This window comes from Haloechinothrix halophila YIM 93223, assembly GCF_000504245.1.
In the GTDB taxonomy this organism is placed as follows: Bacteria; Actinomycetota; Actinomycetes; order Mycobacteriales; family Pseudonocardiaceae; genus Haloechinothrix_A; species Haloechinothrix_A halophila.
This window is the reverse complement of record NZ_KI632509.1, coordinates 1-22,052: the sequence shown is the minus strand read 5'-3', so window position 1 is coordinate 22,052 and position 22,052 is coordinate 1. Positions and strand designations below refer to the sequence as shown.

Below are 22,052 nucleotides of genomic sequence, written 5' to 3'. Positions count from 1 at the left end.
GGCTCACCCAGTCGGCGCCCATGCCGGTGGCGTGATGGAAGCGTGAGAATGTGAAGCTGCAACTGAGGGGGATCACCAAAAGGTTCGGCTCGCTCGTCGCCAACGACCGCATCGACCTGACCGTCGAGCAGGGTGAGATCCACTGTCTGCTCGGTGAGAATGGTGCTGGCAAGAGCACGCTGATGAACGTGATCTACGGCCTGCTGCGGCCGGACGAGGGCGAGATTCTCGTCGACGGCGAACCGGTCGTCTGCCACAACCCCGCCGACGCGATGGCGGCTGGCATCGGCATGGTGCACCAGCACTTCATGCTGGTGCCGGTGTTCACCGTCGCGGAAAACGTGATGCTCGGCGCGGAGCAGACCTACGGGCCTGACTTCCTCGACATCGACGCCGCGCGTGAGCAGGTCCGTGAGATCTCCGCCCGCTATGGCTTCCATGTCGACCCGGACGCGGTTGTGGAGAACCTTCCGGTCGGCGTGCAGCAGCGGGTGGAGATCATCAAGGCCCTCGTCCGCGACGCGCACGTGCTCATCCTGGATGAGCCGACCGCGGTGCTCACTCCGCAGGAGACCGATGAGCTGATCGAGATCATGCGCCAGCTCAAGGCCAACGGCACCTCGATCGTGTTCATCACCCACAAGCTGCGGGAGGTCCGCGCGATCGCGGACCGGATCACCGTGATCCGGCTCGGGAAGGTCGTCGGTGAGCCGGACGTCTCGGCCAGCGAGAGCGAGCTGGCTTCGCTGATGGTCGGCCGCGCGGTGACGCTCGCCGTGGACAAGGAACCGGCCGACGTCGGGGACGTCGTCGTCGACGTCCGTGGCTTGACCGTCGTGGACGAGCGGGACTACATCGTGGTGGACGACGTCTCGTTCGATGTGCGGGCAGGCGAGATCCTGGCGGTCGCCGGGGTGCAGGGCAACGGCCAGACCGAGCTGACCGAGGCGATCATGGGCCTGCAGCGGCGGGCGACCGGGTCCGTGCTGCTTGGCGACGTCGAACTGCTCGGCAAGTCGGTGCGTGCGGTACTGCGCGCCGGGGTCGGCTTCGTGCCGGAGGACCGCAAGGTCGACGGCCTCGTCGGGGAGTTCTCGGTGGCCGAGAACCTGGTCCTCGACCGGCACGACGAGGCGCCGTTCGCCTCCGGCCCGATGCTCAAGCCCGCTGTCATCCGCCGCCTCGCGGAGGACAGCATCGCGGAGTTCGATATCAGGACGGGCAGCGGCGCCACGCTCGCCAGGACGCTATCCGGCGGCAACCAGCAGAAGGTCGTCATCGCGCGGGAGCTGTCGCGGCCGTTGCGGGTGTTGATCGCCGCACAGCCGACGCGCGGCCTCGACGTCGGCTCGATCGAGTTCGTGCACCGCCGCCTGGTCGCGGAACGCGACAAGGGGATGGCGGTGCTGATCGTGTCGACCGAGTTGGACGAGGTCAGCGCGATCGCGGACCGCGTGCTGGTGATGTATCGCGGCACCGTTGTCGGCGTCGTGCCTGGCGACACCGACCGCGAGGTGCTCGGCCTGATGATGGCCGGAGTGCCAGCCGATGAGGCGGCCGAACGCGCGCGGCAGCATCACACGCTGATCGAGGGGCTCGCGGCGGGCAAGGACGGTGACGAATGAGTGAGAACGCCAGCAACGAACTGACCGTCGGCCAGCGGTTCTTCCGGGAGCTGACCACCGGCGGCACGGCGCTGACACTGCTGTCGATCCTGCTCGCCATGCTGATCGGCGCGGTGCTGATCGTGGTCTCCGATCCCGACGTGCAGGGCACGGCGGCATACTTCTTCTCCCGGCCGACCGACACGCTGCTGGCCATCTGGGAGTCCGCGAGCAGCGCCTACTCCGCGATGTTCGCCGGGGCCATCATCGATTTCGACGCCGCGTCGGTTGGCGACGCGCTGATTCCGCTCGCGGACACGCTGACCTACGCGACGCCGCTGATCGGGGCGGGGCTCGCGGTGGCACTGGCCTTCCGCGCCGGGCTGCTGAACATCGGGGCTCAGGGCCAGATCCTCATCGGCGCGACGCTGGCTGGCCTCGTCGGATTCGGGATGGACCTGCCCGCCGTGGTTCACATCGGATTCGCGGTGCTCGCCGGGTTCCTCGGCGGCGCGATCTGGGGCGGCATCGCCGGGTTCATCAAGGCTAAGACTGGCGCGCACGAGGTGATCGTGACGATCATGCTCAACCACATCGCGGCGCTGCTGCTGGCGTACCTGCTGACCACGCAGTTGTTCCGGCGCGAGGGTCAGGCCGCCCCGATCAGTCCGTTCGTGGCTGACTCAGCGGCGCTGCCGAGATTCTTCGACGGCTCCCGGCTGCACCTCGGCCTGTTCGTGGTGCTGTTGGCTGCCGTCTACAGCTGGTGGCTGCTGTCCCGGAGCACCATGGGCTTCCGGTTCAAGGCGGTCGGCCACAACCCCCACGCCGCGACGACGGCTGGCATCTCGGTCGGGCGGTCGTACACGGCGGTGATGTTCATCGGCGGCGGTCTCGCCGGCATCGCGGGTGCGTCGCAGGTGCTCGGCACCGAGAGCTATCTGTCCACCAGCATCGCCGGTGAGCTGGGCTTCGACGCGATCACCGTCGCGCTGCTTGGCCGGTCGAGCCCGATCGGCACCGTCGCGGCGAGTCTGCTGTTCGGCGCGCTGCGGGCTGGTGCGGTGACAATGCAGGCGCAGACCGGCACCCCGATCGACATCGTGCTGGTGGTGCAGTCGTTGATCGTGCTGTTCATCGCGGCGCCGCCGCTGGTGCGGGCGGTGTTCCGGATCAAGGTGCGGGCAGCGTCGCCGATGGCGGCCGAGGTCGGGGGGAAGGCGGCATGACACAGGTTGCGACTCGCCCCGCCGAAAGCCGTGAGACGGAAGCGGCCGTCGTCCTGACCCGGCACTGGCGCACGCCGATCATGTTCGGTGTGTTCGGGCTGCTCGCCCTCGTCGTCTTCGGCCTCCTGCCGGACGGCGGACGAGAGAGCACGTTCGGCCTTTCGCTTCGCGACGACGCCATTCAGCTCGCGCCGATCACGGTGCCGTCGAAGCTGGCCGCGATCCTGCTCGCCCTGGTGTGTCTCGGGATCGCGGCGTACGCGACGTGGCAGACGTACCTGGGTCGCAGGGTGCCGTTGTGGCTGTCGATCACCTTCGGCCTCGCCTTCGTACTGGCGTTTCTGACCTGGTCCGTCGCCGGGTCGGAGATCTCGCTGACCTCAGCGTTGCAGGGCACGCTCGCGTTGTCGGTGCCGCTGATCTTCGGTGCGCTGTGCGGCATGATGGGTGAGCGCACCGGCGTCATCAACATCGCGATCGAGGGGCAGCTGCTCGCGGGCGCGTTCCTGTCCGGTGTCGTCGCCTCGCTGGTGGGCAATCTGTGGGTGGGGTTGATCGCCGCACCGATCGCGGGCCTGCTGGTCGCGTGGGTGCTCGCGGTATTCACGGTCCGCTACTTCGTCAACCAGATCATCGTCGGCGTCGTGCTGAACGTGCTGGTCCTCGGCGTGACGAACTTCCTGTACAGCAGGCTGCTCAGCCCGCTGAAGGAGACCTGGAACTCGCCGGGCCGGTTCCCCCGGCTGGAAATCCCGCTGTTGAGTGAGATTCCGGTGATCGGGCCGGTGCTGTTCCACCAGACCATCATCGTCTACATCATGTACGTCGTGGTGGTGCTGGCCCATATCGCCTTGTTCCGCACCCGGTGGGGCCTGCGGGTCAGGGCCGTCGGCGAGCATCCGGAGGCGGCTGACACGGCAGGCATCCAGGTGAACGAGGTGCGGTTCCGCAACGTGCTGCTTGGCGGCGCGCTGGCCGGGCTCGGCGGGGCGTACTTCACGCTCGGCGCGGTCGGCCTGTTCAGTCCGGAGATGACGGCTGGTGCCGGATTCATCGCGCTCGCTGCGATGATCATGGGCCGATGGACGCCGATCGGTGCGGTGTTCGCCGCGCTGCTGTTCGGTTTCGCCAACAACCTGCAGAGCGTGCTTGGCATCATCGGCTCGCCGATCCCGAGCGAGTTCATGCTGATGGCGCCGTATCTGCTGACGATCTTCGCGGTGGCCGGTCTCGTCGGGCGGATTCGGCCGCCAGCGTTCAACGGCCAGCCCTACCTCAAGTCATGACGCCGGGGGAGGATGCCGTGGAGCGCGCCGTGGACGTGCCCATCGACTGGCCAGCGCTGCGGGAGGCGGCCGTGATGGCGGCGGCGAGCGCGTATTGCCCGTACTCCGGGCTGCGGGTCGGTGCCGCCGCGCTTGTCGACGACGGCAGGGTCGTCACTGGCTGCAACGTGGAGAACGCCTCCTACGGCGTCGGCCTGTGTGCTGAGTGCACGCTGGCCGGGCAGCTGCGGATGACCGGCGGCGGACGGCTGGTGGCGGTGGCTTGCCGCGGCGGCGACGGCGAGCTGCTGATGCCATGCGGTCGGTGCCGCCAGATCCTGTTCGAGTTGGGCGGGTCGTCGTGCCTTGTCGACACCCCGCGCGGCGTGGTGCCGATGTCGGACGTGCTGCCGGACGCCTTCGGCCCGGAGGATCTACCGTGACCGCGCTGGTCGACGCTTTCGCCGCGGGTGACGGGGGCGGGTATGGCTGAACCGTTCGCTGCCGTCGACGTCATCCGGGCCAAGCGGGATGGCGGGCGACTGACCAACGCGCAGATCGACTGGGTGGTGGACGCCTACACCCGCGGCGTCGTCGCCGAGGAACAGATGGCGGCGCTAGCGATGGCGATCCTGCTGCGCGGCATGGACGGCGACGAGATCGCCCGCTGGACCGCCGCGATGATCGGTTCGGGGGAGACGCTGCGCCTCGACGTCGGCAGGCCGACCGTGGACAAGCACTCCACCGGAGGCGTCGGTGACAAGATCACGCTGGTGCTCGCGCCGCTGGTCGCGGCGTGCGGAGCCGCCGTGCCGCAGCTGTCGGGGCGCGGGCTCGGCCACACCGGCGGCACGCTGGACAAACTGGAGGCCATCCCCGGCTGGCGGGCCGATCTCACCACGGCGGACATGCTGGCGCAGCTAGCCGATGCCGGAGCAGTGGTCGCGGCTGCGAGCACTGCTCTGGCACCGGCTGATCGGAAGCTTTACGCGCTCCGTGACGTCACCGGAACGGTGGAGTCCATCCCGCTCATCGCCAGCTCCATCATGAGCAAGAAGATCGCGGCGGGGCCGCAGTCGCTGGTGCTCGACGTCAAGGTCGGTTCCGGGGCGTTCATGAAGACTCGGGAGGACGCCATCGAGCTGGCCCGCACCATGATCGGCATCGGGCGTTCGCACGGGGTGGCGACGTCCGCGGTGCTGACCGATATGTCGCGTCCGCTCGGTCTGACGGCGGGCAACGCCGTCGAGGTCGCTGAGGCCGTGGACGTGCTGCGTGGTGGCGGTCCGTCGGACGTCATCGAGCTGACGCTGGTACTGGCGCGAGAGATGCTGGCGCTGGCTGGCGTGACCGACGTCGATCCTGCCGAGGTGCTGGCGTCGGGCCACGCGTACGAGACGTGGTGCGCGATGATCCGCGCGCAGGGTGGTGACCCGGACGCGCCGCTGCCGCAGCCCGCGCATTGGCACGTGATCGAGGCCGAGCGCGATGGGGTGCTGGCCGAGTTGGACGCCCTCGCCGTCGGCATGGCCGCCTGGCGTCTCGGCGCCGGCCGGTCAGCGCCGGGCGAGCCAGTGCAGTACGCGGCGGGTGTGCGGCTCTTCGCGCGCCCTGGCGAACGGGTCACTGCTGGCCAGCCCCTTGCGGAGCTGCATACCGACACGGCGGACGCCATCCCCGCCGCCATGGCGGCGCTATCGGACGGTGTTCGCATCGCCGACACCGCACAGGAGCCGGGTCCGTTGGTGCTCGACGTCGTGCGGTAGACGCGGCGCCGCACGGTAAGCGCGATTCCTACGCGAATGGATCTTGAGGCGTTCTGGGCGCTATGACGACCGGAAAGTCTCAAGATCCACTCTGAGACCGGGACAAGGGACGGCGCGTGGGAATCGCGTTGAAGGCACGACGCCGGCCCGCACCCGCCGGTAAACGAAACGCCCCGCCGCGCGGTGCGCAGCGGGGCGTTTCCGGCCGGACGTCGTCAGTCGCCTGAGACGTCTGCGGTGTCTTCCTTCTTGGTGCCGTTGCGGGCCCGATTGTTGGTGCGGGTCCGACGCGGCTGGCGCGGCGGCGGCGTCGGCTGCGCCACCTGCTGCGGGCCGCCGCCGAGCATCAGCTCGGCGAACGTCGCCATCGCTTCGTCGAGCTGGCCACCGATGCGGCGCTCGGATTCCTCGTTGCTCTTACGCACGATCGAGTTCACCGCGTCGGAGTCCGGCCGGTCACCGAGGATGCCCTCGACACCTGCGATGCGGGCCTTGACGACGCCGTCGAGGTCGCCGAAGCGCGTCGACATGCCCTCTTCGACCTTGTTGATGCGCGAGTCCAGCTCTTCCAGGCTCACGCCGAGGTACTCGACCTTGTCGGTGATCGAGCTGAGCGTCTCGGAGGCGTCGAGCTTCGTCGTTGCCTCGCGGATGCGCTCCCGCAGCGTCGACTCGGTCTCGCTGAGCTGGTCGCGGTAAGCGGCCTCGGACTCGGTCGCCCGCTGCTTGGACTCGGCATCGAGTGCGTCGATGCGCTCGCGCAGTGCGGACTCCGCGGTCTCGACCCGCTCGCGGACGGGGCCGTGCACCGCACTCGGGATGCTCTCCAGCCTGCTGTCCTGCTTGTCGAGGTGCATCTCGAGCTCGTCGAGCCTGCGGTGGATGTTCTGCAGCTTGTCTTCGAGGCCGTCCATGCGGCCTGCGACGCCTTCGAACTTGCCGGCGACGCCGTCGAGGCGTCCGCCGAGCTCGGCGAAGGGCTTGGCGAGCTTGTCGACGATGCCGTCGACGGCTCGCGCGATCGCGGCCATCGCTTTGTCCTGGGCTTCCAGGCGGGACATCGTTTCGTCGATGCGCTCGGCGAGCACGCCGACCTCGGTGCGGTCGGGCAGCTCGGACAGACGCTTGCGCACGGCGCCGAGCGATTCGACGGGCGACAACCTCGCGTAGATGTCATCGAGGGCGTCGAAGACCTGCTGCTGTTCGCTCTCCCGGACTTCGGCCGCACGCACGAGCATATTCCGCATGCGGTCGAAAGACGGGGCAATGGAGTTTTCAGTCACGGCATTGACCTTCGTCGGCACGGTTTGGGGTGAGGAGTGTGTGAGAGCTTAGCCATAGCCGAGTGGCGGTCTGTCGCACCCCCAGGTGTGTCGCGCATCCCCAGGTCAGCCGTTTGGCCCAACGACAACGGGCGACGAGGCTGAACCTGCACCTCAGGGTGAGGCCGGTGTAGGCCGAAGCTGTGAAGATCACCGACCGCACAGTTCTGGTGACGCAACGCACAATATGCGCGGTGCCGCCGCGGGTGCAACAGTGTCATAACGGCGGTCAAGATCGCGTTAAGAAGTTGATCAATGGACCCTGAACCGGTCCTCAAGGTCGTTGACCAGCTTCTGCCACGCCGCGACCTCCTCGTCGAACGGCGGGCTCGGCTCCAGCCGGTTCAGGTCCGGTTTGAGGACGAACGACGCCAGCCAGCCGAGCCGCTCGGACTCGACGAGCGCATCAGCGACGCTGTCGTCGCCTGCCCAATCCGCCGCGTCGGTCAGGAGCTCGACGGCGAGGTCGAGCTGGTTGGGGTCGATGGCCTCAGGGCCGTCCGCGATGTCCTCGTCCAGCCCGGCGAGCACGTAGGTGTTGACATCGGTGACCTCGACGTCCAGCTCCCCGGTCGTCGCCTTGGTGACGACGTCCTGCCAGGTCGGCATCTCGGCGAGGTCGTTCTCGCCGAGTTCACCGGCGTCGGCGAGCTTGCGGGCAAGCGCCCGCGCGGAGGTGAAGACGTCGATCCTGCTGTTCGAACCGAGGAAGTACGGCTCGTCGTCCAGGTAGCAGCGCAGACTGAAGTACTCGTTGTTGGACGTGATGATCTTGATCGGGTCGATGCCGACCTCGCCCCAGAAGCCGGTCGGGGCGTCCTCGTCCATGTCGTCGCCACCGCCCGCGCGGGTGCCTTCCTTATCGACCCCCGCCTCGGACTCAGCTGACTCCTCGTGGAACGCGGCCAGCTCCTCGGCGGTCTCGTCGAGGGTGGACTTGTCGATCTCGGGCACGGTCACCAGATCGTCGATGGCATCCAGCACGGTGTCCCACTTCTCGGAGACAGCGGCCGTGAGGTCGTCCCAGAGTTTCGCGCCCTCGCGGCCGGTGAATGGCAGCCTGCCCTGGTGCAGCAGCGAGAAGCCTTCGTGCGCGTCGAGCACCTCGTGCACCTCGTCCAGCTCGCAGACGTCGGCCAGCGAGCGCACGATGCCGACGATCTCGGCGAGCTCGCCGATCGTCCACGAGTCTGGCTCTTCGGCAACCAGCTCAGGCACACCGACCAGGTCGTAGGAGTGGTCGTCGTCCGGGATCAGCTCGGGCACGTTGAGGGCTGGCACGATGCTCCACGACGGGTGGTCGATGAGGTCGTGCTGCTCCGCGGTGCGCACGTAGGCCGCTAGGTGCGCCGCGTCGGGGAAGCCGAACAGGTCCTCCTCATCGCCGAGGAAGGCCTCCCACTCTTCGCCGTCCTCTCGCCACCGGGGCGCCCAGAGGGTGACGAGATCGCCTTGGGGCAGCCCGAGTTCGATCGGGATGATGTCGGTTGCCACTGCATCCTCCGCTGAACAGCCATACGACCTGTACACGTATAGGGTTAACGCGCACGCGCAGCCTACGGGTTTCCCAGTGAGAGGGCGATGCCGGTATCGGCAAACCGTGAGCGCGTGGGCCGCAACGAGCACCGATCGCGGTAGGAGCGCCGCTCGAATGGCCGCACCATGATGGCACCCTTAGTACTAATGACTGCTTCCCGAACGTCCGCTGCCACCACACTGCGTGATGCGTTGCCCGGCGGTACCGACCCTGACGCCCTCTTCGACGCCTTCTCGACCTGGGCTACTGACAAAGGGTTCGACCTGTACCCCGCGCAGGAGGAAGCGCTCATCGAGATCGTTTCCGGTGCGAACGTGGTCCTGTCGACGCCGACCGGTTCCGGCAAGAGCCTGGTCGCGATGGGGGCGCATTTCGCCGCGCTCGCCGACGGCAGGCGGTCGTACTACACCGCGCCGATCAAGGCACTGGTGTCGGAGAAGTTCTTCTCGCTCATCGAGGTGTTCGGCACCGATTCGGTCGGCATGATGACCGGCGACTCCGCCGTCAACCCGGACGCGCCGATCATCTGCTGCACGGCCGAGATCCTGGCCAACATCGCGCTGCGCACCGGCTCGGTCGCGGACGTCGGCCAGGTCGTCATGGACGAGTTCCACTTCTACGCCGAGCCGGACAGGGGCTGGGCGTGGCAGGTGCCGCTGCTCGAACTGCCGGACGCGCAGTTCGTGCTGATGTCGGCGACGCTGGGCGACGTCTCGTTCTTCGAGAAGGACCTGACCCGGCGCACCGGCCGGTCGACGGCGGTGGTGACCTCGGCCGAACGTCCGGTGCCGCTGACCTACCGCTACGCGATGACGCCGCTGCACGAAACGATCGAGGAACTGCTGTCCGGCGGGCAGGCCCCGGTCTACGTGGTGCACTTCGCGCAGGCCGCCGCCGTCGAGCGGGCGCAGTCGCTGATGAGCATCAACGTCTGTAGCAAAGCGGAGAAGGCAGCGATCGCGGAGACGATCGGCGACTTCCGGTTCACCAAGGGCTTCGGCAAGACGCTGTCGCGGCTGGTGCGCCACGGCATCGGCGTCCACCACGCCGGGATGTTGCCGAAATACCGACGCCTGGTTGAGCAGTTGGCGCAAGCGGGACTGCTCAAGGTGATCTGCGGGACGGACACCCTCGGCGTTGGCATCAACGTGCCGATTCGCACCGTGGTGCTCACCGCGCTGACGAAGTTCGATGGCACCCGGCAGCGGCACCTCAAGGCGCGTGAGTTTCACCAGATCGCGGGACGCGCTGGCCGTGCTGGCTACGACACCGACGGCTACGTCGTTGTGCAGGCGCCGGAGCACGTCGTGGAGAACGCGAAGGCGCTGGCCAAGGTGGGTGACGACCCGAAGAAGAAGCGCAAGATCGTGCGCAAGAAGGCCCCTGAGGGTTTCGTCAACTGGACCGAGTCGACCTACGAGCGGCTGATCGAGTCGCCGCCGGAGCCGCTGGTGTCCAGCTTCGCGGTCAGCCATTCGATGCTGCTCAACGTCATCGGTCGCCCCGGCAATGCGTATGACGCCATGCGGCGGCTGCTCGAGGACAACCACGAGCCGCGTGATCGGCAGCGTAAGCACATCCTGCGGGCCATCGCGATCTACCGGGGACTGCGCACCGCGGGCGTGGTTGAGGAACTGGACTCGCCGGACGAGTTCGGCAGGATGGCGCGGCTGACCGTCGACCTGCAGTTCGACTTCGCGCTGAACCAGCCGCTGTCGCCGTTCGCGCTGGCCGCGATCGAGCTGCTCGACCCCGAGTCGCCGTCGTACGCGCTGGACGTCGTCTCCATCATCGAGTCCACCGTGGACGATCCGCGTCCCGTGCTCTCCCAGCAGCAGTTCCTCGCGCGCGGCGAAGCCGTCTCGGCGATGAAGGCCGAGGGTATGGAGTACGAGGAGCGGATGGAGGCGCTGGAGGACGTCACGTATCCGAAGCCGCTCGAAGAGATGATCGAGGCCGCGTTCGAGACTTACCGCCAGGGGCATCCGTGGGTGGTCGATACCTGGCCGTCGCCGAAGTCGGTCGTGCGCGACATGTACGAGCGCGCGATGAACTTCGTCGAATACATCGGTTACTACCGCATCGCCCGGTCGGAGGGGCTGGTGCTGCGGTACCTCACCGACGTCTACGACTCGCTGCGACACACCGTGCCCGACGAGGCCAAGACCGAGCCGCTGCTTGACCTGATCGAGTGGCTTGGCGAATTGGTGCGGCAGGTCGATTCCAGCCTGCTCGATGAGTGGGAGGCGCTCCGGCATCCGGAGGATGAGGACGCCCCGGTCACCCGCCCCGAGATCCATCCACCGCGTCCGGTCACTGGCAACGAGCGGGCGTTCCGTGTGCTGGTGCGCAACGAGCTGTTCCGCCGCGTCGAGCTGGCCGCACGCGAGGACTACGACACGCTGGGCGAGCTGGACGGCGAGGACGGCTGGGACGCCGAGTCATGGGCGAACGCGCTGGACGACTACTTCGCGGAGTACGACGAGATCGGCACCGGGCCTGATGCGCGCGGGCCAGCGCTGTTCCGTATCGAAGCCGACGGCCATGGCGACGGTGACGCCGATGTCTGGCGAGTGCGTCAGGTGCTGGCCGACCCGGAGGGCAACCACGACTGGGCGATCTCGGCGGAGGTCGATCTCGCGGCGTCCGACGAGGCGGGCAGCGCCGTCGTCCGCGTTCTCCACGTCGGCGAACTCTGACCGAACTGGTCGTACGAGCCGGTCGCGCACTCAGCGTGCGGCCATTCGATGACACTTCGTCAGCGGCTCTGTCCCCAGCTGCCGGGAAGGTCTACTATGCGGTGGATTGTCACGCTCCGCTGACATAGGGAGGATCTCGGCGATGGAGTGGCTCGACACCGCGCTTGGGGAGATCTCGAGTTTCATCTGGGGACCGTGGCTACTGATCCCGCTGCTGTTGTTCACCGGCCTGTATCTGACGACGGTGCTGCAGGGGCTGCAGTTCCGCAGGTTCGGGCACGCCTTCTGGCTTGCGCTGATCAAGCGCAAGGAGGAGGGCGCCGAGGGCGACATCAGCCACTACCAGGCGCTTACGGTGGCGCTGGCGGCGACCATCGGTGTCGGCAACATCGCCGGTGTGGGAACCGCTATCGCACTGGGTGGACCGGGTGCGTTGTTCTGGATGTGGATCACCGGTCTGGTGGGCATGGCCACCAAATACGCCGAGGCCTTCCTGGGAGTGAAGTTTCGCCGGGTCGACGCCAAGGGCGAGCAGAGCGGCGGCCCGATGTTCTACCTCAGCGAAGGCATCAGGAACAACTTCGGCAAGGTCCTCGGGATCTCGTTCGCCATCTTCGGCGCCATCGCGGCGTTCGGCATCGGCAACATGGTGCAGGCCAACAGCGTCGCGGACGCCGTCAATACCGAGTGGGGGATCCCGTTCTGGCTCACCGGGCTGATCCTGATGTTCGCCGCGGCGGCGGTCATCCTGGGCGGCATCAAGAGCATCGGGCGGTTCACCGCGGCGTTCGTTCCGTTCATGGCGATCATCTACGTGCTCGGCGCGACGGTTGTGCTGCTGCTCAACATCACCGAGCTTCCCTCCGCGCTGGCCACCGTCTTCAGCGACGCGTTCACCGGCACCGCGGCGACCGGTGGCTTCGTCGGTGTTGGCTTCCTGGCCGCACTGCGCTGGGGTGTGGCACGGGGAATCTTCTCCAACGAGTCCGGCCTCGGCACGGGCGGTATCGCGGCAGCGGCGGCGATGACGACCCACCCGGTCCGGCAGGCACTGGTGTCGATGACGCAGACGTTCCTCGACACCCTGGTCGTTGTCAGCTTCACCGGCCTGACGATCGTGGTCACTGGCGCCTGGACGCAGCTCGACGCCGCTGGTGAGGCACTGATCGGCGCACCGCTGACCCAGGCGGCGTTCGACTCCGGCCTGCCCGGTGAGTGGGGCGGGTTGATCGTCTCGATCGGTGTCGTGTTCTTCGCGTTCTCCACTCTGCTCGGCTGGGCCTACTACGGGGAACGGTGCATGGACCGGCTTTTCGGCCGGGGCCTGGTGACGCCCTACCGGGTCGCCTTCATCGTGGCCATCTTCATCGGAGCCGTCACGGAACTGACCACGGTCTGGACCATCGCGGACATCCTCAACGGGCTCATGGCGCTGCCCAACCTCGTGGGGTTGATCGTGCTCTCCGGCCTGGTCGTGCGCGAGACTCGCGAGTTCTTCCGGCGTCCGGATTGGAAGGTCGCCGACGATTTCCTCAGCCCGCGACCATCGCGACCTGAGTAAGTACTCGGTGCCGCGCGGCGTCCAGCGTCGCGCGGCACCGAGGACCCGTACGATGCGGGCATGCTTCGATTCGTGACCGCCCTGTTGGCAGTCGTCCTGGTCACCGCGGGCTGTACGTCCGATGAGTCCGGTCAGGCAGCGGACCTGCCCGGCGCGGCAGGCCTGCTCGACACCGCCGCGCAGACGGCCGCGGAGATCACCAGCACCCACTTCGTCGTTGACGTCAACGGCGAGGTGCCCGGCATGGCCGTTGAGAACATCGACGGCGACCTGACTACCGAAGGCAACGGCGTCGCGGCCAAGGGCATCGCGGTGATCACCGCGTTCGGCTCGGCAGCCGAGGCGAACTTCGTGCTCGCCGACGACGTCCTCTACCTCGACACCGGCGGTGGCACCTACCGCGAGATCCCTGCGGCGCAGGCTTCGATGGTCTACGACTTCTCCGCCGTGCTCGATCCCGAGCGAGGCATCGCCAAATTGATCGGCAACCTCGCCGAGGCCACGACTGTCGCCGAGGAAGACGTCAACGGCACCGCTACCTACAAGATCACCGGCACCGCGACCAAAGACGACATCGCGGGCCTCGTGCCAGGCGCGTCGAGCGATGTCGACGTCACGCTGTGGGTCAGCAAGGACGAGGGCAACCAGCCGGTCAAGGCTGAGGCTGTCTTCCCAGGTGGCGGCGGTGAGGGCGGCACGGTGACCGTCACGCTGTCGCAGGTCAACGAGCCAGTCACGGTCGAACCGCCGCAATGACCTTCGATGAGACGCCGTCTCGGGGCGCGCGGCTCAGCGCGATCGGGGCTGGTGGGCTCGCCGTCCTGCTCGGGGCGCTCGACACCTACGTCGTCATCGCGCTGTTCCGCCAGATCATCGAGGATCTGAGTATCCCGATCAACCGGCTGGAACGGCTCACTCCGATCGTCACCGGCTACCTACTCGGCTACGTCGCGGCGATGCCGCTGCTCGGGCAGGCCTCCGACCGGTTCGGCCGCAAGCTGCTGCTGCAGACCTGTCTGTTCGGCTTCGCGGCAGGGTCCGCGATCACCGCGCTGGCCAGCGACGTCGACGTGCTCGTGGCTGGCAGAGTGGTGCAGGGCGTGGCCAGCGGCGCGCTGCTGCCGGTGACCATGGCGCTCGCCGCCGACCTGTTCGCGCAACGCCGCAGGGCCAGTGTGCTCGGCGGGGTCGGCGCGGCGCAGGAACTCGGCAGTGTGATCGGCCCGCTCTACGGCGTGCTGCTCGCCGCTGTCGCGGGCTGGCGGGGTGTGTTCTGGGTGAACGTGCCGCTCGCCGTGCTGGCCATGGTCGCGGTGCACATCGCGCTACCGAGCAAGGGCGCGCATGGGCGCGGCAAGGTGGACGTCGTGGGCGGGCTGCTGCTCGCGGTCGCCCTCGGGCTGGTCGTGATCGGCCTCTACAACCCGGAACCCGGCAAGCAGGTGCTACCGGAAAGCGGGCCGTGGTTGCTGGCGGGCGCGGCCGTCGCGCTGGTGGCGTTCCTGGTCTGGGAAAAGCGAGCCCGCACCACGCTGATCGACACCACGGGCGTGTGGCTGCGGCCGTTCTTCGCCGCGCTGGGTGTCAGTGCGGCCGCGGGCGCGGGGCTGATGGTGACGCTGGTCGACGTCGACCTGTTCGCGCAGTCGCTGCTCGGCCGCGACGACGCGGGCGCGATCGAGCTGTTGCTGCGGTTCCTCATCGCACTGCCGATCGGTGCGGTGCTCGGCGGGGTGCTGGCTGGCCGGTTCGGGGAGCGCTGGGTCGCGGTCGGCGGGATGCTGGTCGCCGCTGCCGGGTTCTGGCTGCTGTCGGCGTGGCCTACCGATCCGCTCGCCGCGCGGCACGACCTCGGTGTCGTCTCGCTGCCGGTACTCGACACCGACCTCGCGATCGTCGGGCTCGGCCTTGGCGTCGTCATCGCGCCGATCTCCTCGGCGGTGCTGCGGGTGGTGCCAGCCGCGCAGCACGGCATCGCGTCGGCCACCGTCGTCGTCGCGCGGATGACCGGGATGCTGGTCGGGGTGGCGGCGCTGTCGGCGTGGGGGCTGCACCGGTTCAACACGCTGATGGCCGAGGTGCCGCTGCCGATCACCATCGGGCTGTCCGAACAGGAGGCCGCCCGGCTTGAGGCGGAGTTCCGCCGTCAGGTCAATGAGGCGCTGCTCGTGCAATACACCGAGATCTTCTTCATCACGGCGTTCGTGTGCCTCGCCGGTGCGGTGCTCGCGGCGTTCATCGGCTCGCGGACGTCGTCGCTGTCCCGGCCCGACGACGCCTCGCCCGCCCCGACGCAGCAACGCTGAGCCGGTGTAGCAGTGGTTCTATCAGGGCCCGCTCACGCCACCAGCTCGACGCGGCAGTGTGCCGTCGCGGCACGGGCTAGTCGGGCATCGGACGTCGTCAGCGTCAGCCCGCGCTGCTCCGCCAGTGCGACGTAGGCCGCGTCATAGCCGGAAATACTCTCGCGCAGCCGCCACATTCGCGACAGTAGATCATCGAGCGAGACGTGGTCCATGCCCAACTGGGGCAGACGGTCAAGTGCCCAGGTCGCGCGCTCTGTGGTGATCTTGCCGCCGAGTGCGAGGCCGCGGATCGCGGAGAAGACCTCTGCCTTCCAGTGTTCGGGTGCCGCCCAGCGCGTGTCCCTGCTCAGGACTGCTCGGGCCTTGCGGCCGCGCTGGTCGGTGTACGTCAGCATGTTCGTCAGCACCGAGGCGTCGACGACGATCACATCTCGTCGCAATCGTCGTCGCTCAGCATGGACGTCCGCCGCTCGCGTGCCTCGGCGATCAGGTCAGCCGCGTCGGGCGCGTCCTCGTTGGCGCCGCCGTCGTCGGCCAACTCGCGATCGATCTCGGCCAGCAACTCCCGGTTGCGGCCGAATGACGCCTCCCGCTCCAGCACGCTCAGCACGAACGCCTGCAACGATTGCCCACGCTCCCGCGCGTCTCGAGCCAGCGAGTCCTTGACGTCGTCTGGCACATCTCGAACTGTCAACACAGCCATGCATTCATTTTGCAGTCAGTGTGAAGTCAAAGTCAAGCATGCTTACCGGGCCCCGTACTGCCGATCCCCGGCGTCACCCAGACCGGGCAGGATGAATCCGACGTCGTTGAGGCCGTCATCGACGGCGGCGGTCACCACGCGCACCGGCAACCCGGACTCTCGGAGCCGGTCTAGCCCTTCCGGCGCGGCGAGCGCGCATACCGCCGTGACATCGGTCGCGCCGCGTTCGACGAGCAGTCGGATCGTGTACTCCATCGACCCACCGGTGGCCAGCATAGGGTCGAGCACGAACACCGGACGTCCGGTCAGGTCGGGCGGCAGCGACTGCATGTACGGCGTCGGCCGCAGTGTCTCCTCGTCGCGGGCGAGCCCGACGAAGCCCATCAGCGCCTCGGGCACCATGCGATGTGCCTGGTCGGCCATGCCGAGCCCCGCGCGCAGCACCGGCACCAGCAGCGGCGGGTCCGCGAGCCGATACGCGTCCGTCTCCGCGACCGGTGTACTGATCTGCTCGATGCGTAGCGGCGCTTCCCGCATCGCCTCGTACACCAGCATCATCGTCAGCTCGTGCAGTGCGTGCCGGAAGCCCGCGTTGTCGGTGCGGCTGTCCCGCATGATCGACAGTCGGGCCTTGGTGAGTGGGTGGTCGACGAGCAGCACGTCCATGGGGGTGACAGTATCGCCCCGGACACCGGAGTGAGGCCGCACCGTACGCTGACGCCGGTCGGCCGGACAACCCTGGGGAGTCGCGAATGGAACTGGTCTTCGTCTTTGGGCTGATGCTCCTGCTGAGTGTGTCGCTGTCCGGTCTCGCGGCACGCACCGTGCTGTCGACGTCGCTGCTGTTCCTGCTCGGCGGCGCGCTGCTCGGCAACGGCGGGTTCGGCGTCGTCGACATCAGCGCGCAGGACCCGGTCGTCGCGATCCTCGCCGACATCGCGCTGTTCACCGTGCTGATCACCGACGGTCAGCGTGCCAACCTGCCCGCGCTCAAGGAGGGGTGGCGGCTGTCCGGCCGCGCGCTCGGCGTCGCGATGCCGCTGACGATGCTGCTGATCACGCTGCCGACGCACTTCTTGCTCGGCCTTGACTGGACGACGTCGTTCCTGATCGGTGCGATCCTGGCACCGACCGACCCGGTGTTCGCGGCGGCCATCGTCGGCAGGAAGGACGTCCCGCTGCGGGTGCGGCGCCTGCTCAACGTCGAGTCCGGGCTCAACGACGGCCTCGCGCTGCCGTTCGTGCTGGTCTTCATCGCCATCGCGGAGCACACCGACACGCACTGGACGCTCATCGGCCTCGAGCTGGTCGGCGGGTTCGCGATCGGCATCGCGGTGCCTGCGTTGGTCGCGCTGGCGTGGCGGCTGAAGGTGCTCACCCTTGAGCCGAGGCTGCAGCCGCTCGGTGGGTTCGCCATCGCGGTCGCCGTCTTCGGGCTGTGTCATCTGACCGAGGCGAACCAGTACCTCGCCGCGTTCGCGGCGGGGGCGACGCTGGCCACGATCGACCGCATCGCCGCGGAGCACTTCGAGCCGTTCGGTGAGCTGCTGTCCGAGGTGACGAAGTTCGGCGCGCTGTTGTTGTTCGGCGCGTTGCTGACGCCGAACCTGCTCTCGCACCTGTCCGCGATGGAGTGGGTGCTCGCCGTGGCGATCATCGTGGTGGTGCGGCCGCTCGCGATGTATGTGTCGCTGTTGCGCACCCAGCTTCCGTGGGCGGAGAAGTTCGTCGCGGCGTGGTTCGGGCCCAAGGGTTTCGCGTCGGTCGTCTACGGATTACTGGTGTTGCGTTCGGACATCCCCAACAGCCAGCTCGTGTTCGAGCTGGTCGCCATCACCATCGCGCTGTCGATCGTGCTGCACTCCTCGACCGACGTCCCGATCGCGAAGCGGCTGCGGTTCGAGCCGCCGGACAACCTGCCGCACGGCGAGCGCGAGGATTCGGAACGCTCGTAGGCGGGACGCGCCGGAGGCACGACGATTGCGGGCCGGGTCTCGGAGAACCGCCGCCGGAAACCTCCCCTGCGTGTCCGGTATGCGCGCTACGCTCGGGGCCGTGAGTCAGGACCAGCCAGACGAGGCGCAACCACCCGCCCTGCGCGCGTCGGACGCCGATAGGGAACGGGTCGCCGGCGTGCTGCATCGCGCGCTCGGCGAGGGCAGGATCACCATGACTGAGCTGGAGGAACGGCTCAGCGCGGTTTACGCGGCCAAGACGCACGCCGAGCTCGTGCCGCTGACGGCCGACCTGCCGGAGTCGTCCTCGCAGGCGGCACCGGTGCCAGCGGCGCAGTCCGCCGTCGGACATCCGCTGATCGGCGGCACGCCGGGGTCGACGTTCTCCATCGCGGTGATGTCGGGCGTCGCGCGCAAGGGCAACTGGTGCGTGCCCGCGCAACACACCAGCTTCGCGTTCTGGGGCGGGATCGACATCGACCTGCGGCAGGCGACGTTCGCGCAGCAGCACGTTACGATCACGGCGGTGGCGATCATGGGTGGCATCGACATCGTGGTGCCCGACGACGTCCGCGTCGAGGTCACCGGCATCGGCCTGATGGGTGGCTTCGACAGCAGCGGCGACGCGACCACCGCGCCGGACCCGAACGGGCCGGTCGTCACGGTGAACGGCCTCGCGTTCTGGGGCGGTGTCTCGGTCGAGCGCAAGCCCCGCACGCCGCCGCCGGACAAGCACCGCATGATCTGAGCGCGGCAAAACCGTACCGAAAACGGTACGGTTCTGCCATGACGTGACCTACCGCGTCATGGCGTCGCGGACCTCGGCCAGCAGTTCTCGCATCGCGTCCTCGGCGTCCTCGCGGCGTCCCTCCGCCACTGCCGCCGCGACGGCTTCGTGCAGGTCGAGCGCCTTGGCGACCGGCTTGTGCGGCATCAGCCCCAGCGTCGTCCGCCCTCGCAGCACCACGGCGACGACCTCGGTCAGCGCGGCGAACATTTCGTTGCCGCCCGCGCGCAGCAGCAGCGCGTGGAACTCGGTGTCCAGGTCGAGGAACTCCTTCAGCTCACCGGCGTCGCCGCGCTCGCGCATCGCGGCTGCCAGTTCGACCGCGCGGTCCCGTTCGGCAGCGGACGCCCCGCGCGCCGCAGCGGCGGCGGCCAGCGGTTCGACGGCGATCCGCAGCTCGGTGAGCGAGCGCAACTGCGCGTCGCGGTCCGGGCCGGACAGCCGCCACCAGATCACCTTCGGGTCGTACACCTGCCAGGAGGACATCGGCTGCACCGTGATGCCGACCCGCCGTTTCGACGTCACCAGCCCGCGCGATTCGAGCAGCCGCATCGTTTCACGCGCCACGGTGCGGGAGACGCCGTAGCGGTCCTGGATCGCTTCCAGCGTCAGCACGTCGCCCGCGCTCAGCTCGCCACTGGTGATGCGGATGCCGATCGCGTCGAGTACGGAGTCGTGAAGTGCGCCCTGGCCTGCGATGCGTTCTGCTCGGGGGGTCACCTCCGCAGCCTATCCCGAGTCGCGGCTCTTCCCGTGTCACACATTAGGTGATACCTTTCACGCTCAAAGGTAGTATCAATGGACGGCAGTGGGCAGGCTGGACTGTCGAACTGCCCGGGCTGTGGGAAGGGTGTGGATGTCCGATCGCTCGCAGGCGACCTGCGTGGTCGTCATGGGGGTCTCCGGGGTCGGCAAGAGCACGACGGCCCAGCTCATCGCGGACACGCTGGGCTGGCCGCTCGCCGAGGCGGACGACTTCCATCCCCGTGCCAACATCGACAAGATGTCGGCCGGGCTGCCGCTGACCGACGCCGACCGTCGGCCCTGGCTGGGCGCGATCCGGGACTGGATCAGTGAACGCAGCGCGGCAGGGGTGAGCGTGGTCGTCACGTGTTCCGCGCTGAAGCGGTCCTACCGCGACGTGCTGCGGAAGGCGGACGCGCGGGTGCGGTTCGTTTTCCTGCACACGGCGGAAGACGTGGTGCGTGACCGGCTCAGCAGGCGGTCCGGTCATTTCATGCCGACCGCGCTGCTCGGTTCCCAGTTCGCTGATCTCCAGCCGCTCGCGCCGGATGAGGACGGTGTCTCGATCGATCCCGCGGGTGCGCCGCGGGCGGTCGCGGCAACCGCGCTCGCCCGGCTCGGCCTGCCGTCGCCGCCGTCCGACCCGCGTCAGTCAACAAGCAACGGAGCTTCATGATGGACACCACCGACGACTGGGTACAGACACTGGGCGCTGGGCCGCTGCTCGGCATCGCGGCGGGCGCGATCGCGCTACTGCTGGTGCTGATCATCGGTCTGCGCGTGCACGCGTTCCTCGCGCTGGTCACGGTCAGCCTGCTCACCGCGTTCGCCGCCGGTATCCCGCCCGCCGACATCATCGACACCCTCAGCGAGGGCTTCAGCGCGACACTGGGCAGCGTCGCGCTACTCGTCGGTCTCGGCGCGATGCTCGGCAGAATGGTCGAGGTCAGCGGCGGGGCGCAAGCGCTGACGGACGCGCTGATCGGCAAGTTCGGTGAGAAGCGCGCACCGATGGCGCTTGGTGTCGCCTCGCTGATCTTCGGCTTTCCGATCTTCTTCGACGCGGGTCTCGTCGTGATGCTGCCGATCCTGTTCACCGTCGCCCGGCGCGTCGGTGGCGGCGTGCTGCGCTACGGCCTTCCCGTCGCGGGCGCGTTCTCGGTGATGCACATCTTCGTGCCACCGCATCCCGGACCGGTCGCCGCCGGTGAGCTGCTTGGCGCCGACGTCGGCCTCGTGCTGCTGCTCGGTCTGGTCGTGGCCATCCCGACCTGGTACGTCACCAGCTACCTCTTCGGCCTGTGGGCGGGCAAGCGCTGGGTGCTGCCGGTCCGCGACATCCTCGCCGGTGGCGAGCAGGCTGAGCACGACGACAACCCGCCTCGCGCGGCCACGGTCGTGTGGTTGCTGCTGCTCCCGCTGGTGCTGATCTTCCTCAACACCGGTCTCGACACGCTGCGGGCCGCTGGCGCGGTGGACGGCGAGGCGACCTGGTACTCGGTCGCGCGCACGTTCGGCGCGACCCCCATCGCGCTGTTGATCACCGTGTTTGTCGCCATCTACGTCCTCGGTAAGCGGCGCGGCAGGGGCAGCGACGTCATCGAAAAGCTGCTCGACTCCGCACTCGGCCCGGTGTGCGCGATCATCCTGGTCACCGGTGCCGGTGGCATGTTCGGTGGCGTGCTCCAGGCCAGCGGTATTGGTGATGCGCTCGCCGACAGCCTCGAAGGCATCGGGCTGCCGGTGATCGTCGCCGGCTTTGTCATCGCGACCGCGCTGCGGATCGCGCAGGGTTCGGCGACCGTCGCGCTGATCACCTCGGCCGGGCTGGTGCAGCCGGTGGTGGCCGCGGGCGAGTACAACGCGGTGCAGCTCGCCGCGATCGTGCTCGCGCTGTCGGCAGGCTCGGTGATGGCCAGCCACGTCAACGACTCCGGCTTCTGGCTGGTCGGGCGGTTCTTCGGCATGGACGTCAAGACGACGCTGAAGACGTGGACCGTGCTGGAGACGCTCATCGGCCTGATGGGCTTCGCGATCGCGAGCTTCTTCTACGTCATCGCCTAGCTCCTAGTGTCGCGTGTTTGAAGTCGTTTGACGATTTGCTTTCTTCAGGATCTGGTCTGGAGTTTTGGTCCAGATGAAGGGGTGGCAGCGGTCGTTCCAGCCGGTGATGAAGGCGCGGATTTTGGTGTTGAGGTCGCGCACGGAGCGGAAGCTGCCGCGGTGGATGGCTTGGCGTTCGATGATGCCGAACCACACCTCGACCAGGTTGAGCCACGACCCGGAGGTCGGGGTGAAGTGCACGTGGATCCGTGGGTTGGCCGCCAGCCAGTCGCGGACCTCGACGCGCTTGTGGGTGGCGTAGTTGTCCATCACCAGATGCAGTTCACGATCGGGATAGGCCTTGGCGACCTGCTTGAGGAAGGCGAGGAACTCCTGATGCCGGTGCCTTGGTTTGCAGGCCGCGGTCACCGTGCCGGTGGCGATCTCCAACGCGGCGAACAGCGTGGTGGTGCCGTGGCGGACGTAGTCGTGGGTCCGCCGCTCGGGACGTCCGGGCTGCATCGGCGGGGG

Annotated in this window: 20 protein-coding genes; 13 read left to right on the top strand and 7 right to left on the bottom strand. The window is 68.1% G+C overall.

The window, feature by feature from the left end; all coding sequences use genetic code 11:
* Positions 1-50: 50 nt before the first annotated feature.
* Genes AMYHA_RS00100 through AMYHA_RS00080 form a run of 5 tightly spaced genes read left to right on the top strand, consistent with a single transcriptional unit; the run spans position 51 to position 5,864 of the window.
* Positions 51-1,625, top strand: coding sequence for an ABC transporter ATP-binding protein (locus AMYHA_RS00100; protein ID WP_034266668.1), 1,575 nt, complete (start codon positions 51-53; stop codon positions 1,623-1,625).
* Positions 1,622-2,833 (top strand): ABC transporter permease, encoded by a 1,212-nt coding sequence (locus tag AMYHA_RS00095; RefSeq protein WP_051399377.1) that lies wholly within the window; start codon positions 1,622-1,624, stop codon positions 2,831-2,833. Before AMYHA_RS00100 ends, AMYHA_RS00095 begins: the two co-directional genes overlap by 4 nt.
* The gene (locus tag AMYHA_RS00090; protein ID WP_051399376.1) at positions 2,830-4,119 is read left to right on the top strand and encodes an ABC transporter permease; all 1,290 of its coding nucleotides are present in this window, start codon (positions 2,830-2,832) and stop codon (positions 4,117-4,119) included. The genes AMYHA_RS00095 and AMYHA_RS00090 overlap by 4 nt, the downstream gene beginning before the upstream one ends.
* 35 nt (positions 4,120-4,154) lie before the next feature.
* On the top strand, positions 4,155-4,541 hold the full coding sequence (locus AMYHA_RS00085) for a cytidine deaminase (protein WP_269189773.1): 387 nt from the start codon (positions 4,155-4,157) through the stop codon (positions 4,539-4,541).
* A gap of 42 nt (positions 4,542-4,583) precedes the next feature.
* Complete coding sequence (locus AMYHA_RS00080; RefSeq protein WP_034266665.1) at positions 4,584-5,864, top strand: thymidine phosphorylase; 1,281 nt, start codon at positions 4,584-4,586, stop codon at positions 5,862-5,864.
* 215 nt (positions 5,865-6,079) lie between these two features.
* On the opposite strand, the gene AMYHA_RS00075 is transcribed toward AMYHA_RS00080, so the two are convergent.
* Both AMYHA_RS00075 and AMYHA_RS00070 read right to left on the bottom strand, forming a co-directional pair.
* Entirely contained in the window at positions 6,080-7,111 is a 1,032-nt protein-coding gene (locus AMYHA_RS00075) for a hypothetical protein (protein WP_051399374.1), read from the bottom strand.
* A gap of 327 nt (positions 7,112-7,438) precedes the next feature.
* Positions 7,439-8,680 carry a hypothetical protein gene (locus AMYHA_RS00070; protein ID WP_034266659.1) on the bottom strand — a complete coding sequence of 414 codons (1,242 nt, stop codon included), beginning with the start codon at positions 8,678-8,680 and terminating at the stop codon, positions 7,439-7,441.
* A 189-nt stretch (positions 8,681-8,869) separates the two neighbouring features.
* Here AMYHA_RS00070 and AMYHA_RS00065 point away from each other — a divergent pair, with 189 nt between their 5' ends.
* From AMYHA_RS00065 to AMYHA_RS00050, 4 genes are all read left to right on the top strand, one after another.
* The gene (locus AMYHA_RS00065; RefSeq protein WP_034266656.1) at positions 8,870-11,422 is read left to right on the top strand and encodes a DEAD/DEAH box helicase; all 2,553 of its coding nucleotides are present in this window, start codon (positions 8,870-8,872) and stop codon (positions 11,420-11,422) included.
* A 142-nt stretch (positions 11,423-11,564) separates the two neighbouring features.
* Positions 11,565-12,983 carry an alanine/glycine:cation symporter family protein gene (locus AMYHA_RS00060; RefSeq protein WP_034266653.1) on the top strand — a complete coding sequence of 473 codons (1,419 nt, stop codon included), beginning with the start codon at positions 11,565-11,567 and terminating at the stop codon, positions 12,981-12,983.
* A 60-nt stretch (positions 12,984-13,043) separates the two neighbouring features.
* On the top strand, positions 13,044-13,739 hold the full coding sequence (locus AMYHA_RS00055; RefSeq protein WP_034266650.1) for an LppX_LprAFG lipoprotein: 696 nt from the start codon (positions 13,044-13,046) through the stop codon (positions 13,737-13,739).
* A complete protein-coding gene (locus tag AMYHA_RS00050) occupies positions 13,736-15,289 on the top strand; it encodes an MFS transporter (protein WP_034266647.1) in 1,554 nt (517 codons plus the stop codon). Before AMYHA_RS00055 ends, AMYHA_RS00050 begins: the two co-directional genes overlap by 4 nt.
* A 32-nt stretch (positions 15,290-15,321) precedes the next feature.
* On the opposite strand, the gene AMYHA_RS00045 is transcribed toward AMYHA_RS00050, so the two are convergent.
* Genes AMYHA_RS00045 through upp form a run of 3 tightly spaced genes read right to left on the bottom strand, consistent with a single transcriptional unit; the run spans position 15,322 to position 16,658 of the window.
* Entirely contained in the window at positions 15,322-15,729 is a 408-nt protein-coding gene (locus AMYHA_RS00045; RefSeq protein ID WP_231104581.1) for a type II toxin-antitoxin system VapC family toxin, read from the bottom strand.
* A complete protein-coding gene (locus tag AMYHA_RS00040; RefSeq protein WP_034266642.1) occupies positions 15,714-15,992 on the bottom strand; it encodes a FitA-like ribbon-helix-helix domain-containing protein in 279 nt (92 codons plus the stop codon). The genes AMYHA_RS00045 and AMYHA_RS00040 overlap by 16 nt, the downstream gene beginning before the upstream one ends.
* 42 nt (positions 15,993-16,034) lie before the next feature.
* A complete protein-coding gene (gene upp, locus AMYHA_RS00035; protein WP_034266640.1) occupies positions 16,035-16,658 on the bottom strand; it encodes a uracil phosphoribosyltransferase in 624 nt (207 codons plus the stop codon).
* Between the two features lie 86 nt (positions 16,659-16,744).
* Here upp and AMYHA_RS00030 point away from each other — a divergent pair, with 86 nt between their 5' ends.
* Both AMYHA_RS00030 and AMYHA_RS00025 read left to right on the top strand, forming a co-directional pair.
* A complete protein-coding gene (locus AMYHA_RS00030; RefSeq protein ID WP_034266637.1) occupies positions 16,745-17,947 on the top strand; it encodes a cation:proton antiporter domain-containing protein in 1,203 nt (400 codons plus the stop codon).
* Between the two features lie 100 nt (positions 17,948-18,047).
* On the top strand, positions 18,048-18,695 hold the full coding sequence (locus AMYHA_RS00025; protein ID WP_231104580.1) for a DUF1707 SHOCT-like domain-containing protein: 648 nt from the start codon (positions 18,048-18,050) through the stop codon (positions 18,693-18,695).
* A gap of 48 nt (positions 18,696-18,743) precedes the next feature.
* Here the strand turns inward: AMYHA_RS00025 and AMYHA_RS00020 are convergent, their stop codons facing one another.
* Entirely contained in the window at positions 18,744-19,454 is a 711-nt protein-coding gene (locus AMYHA_RS00020) for a FadR/GntR family transcriptional regulator (protein WP_051399372.1), read from the bottom strand.
* Between the two features lie 136 nt (positions 19,455-19,590).
* On the opposite strand from AMYHA_RS00020, the gene AMYHA_RS00015 reads away from it, so the two are divergent.
* The gene (locus AMYHA_RS00015; protein ID WP_034266634.1) at positions 19,591-20,154 is read left to right on the top strand and encodes a gluconokinase; all 564 of its coding nucleotides are present in this window, start codon (positions 19,591-19,593) and stop codon (positions 20,152-20,154) included.
* Positions 20,151-21,542 carry a GntP family permease gene (locus AMYHA_RS00010; RefSeq protein WP_407919863.1) on the top strand — a complete coding sequence of 464 codons (1,392 nt, stop codon included), beginning with the start codon at positions 20,151-20,153 and terminating at the stop codon, positions 21,540-21,542. The genes AMYHA_RS00015 and AMYHA_RS00010 overlap by 4 nt, the downstream gene beginning before the upstream one ends.
* Before the next feature lie 3 nt (positions 21,543-21,545).
* Here AMYHA_RS00010 and AMYHA_RS00005 read toward each other — a convergent pair.
* Positions 21,546-22,052: IS630 family transposase (locus AMYHA_RS00005; protein ID WP_034275201.1), on the bottom strand; the 507-nt coding region annotated here is incomplete at its 5' end.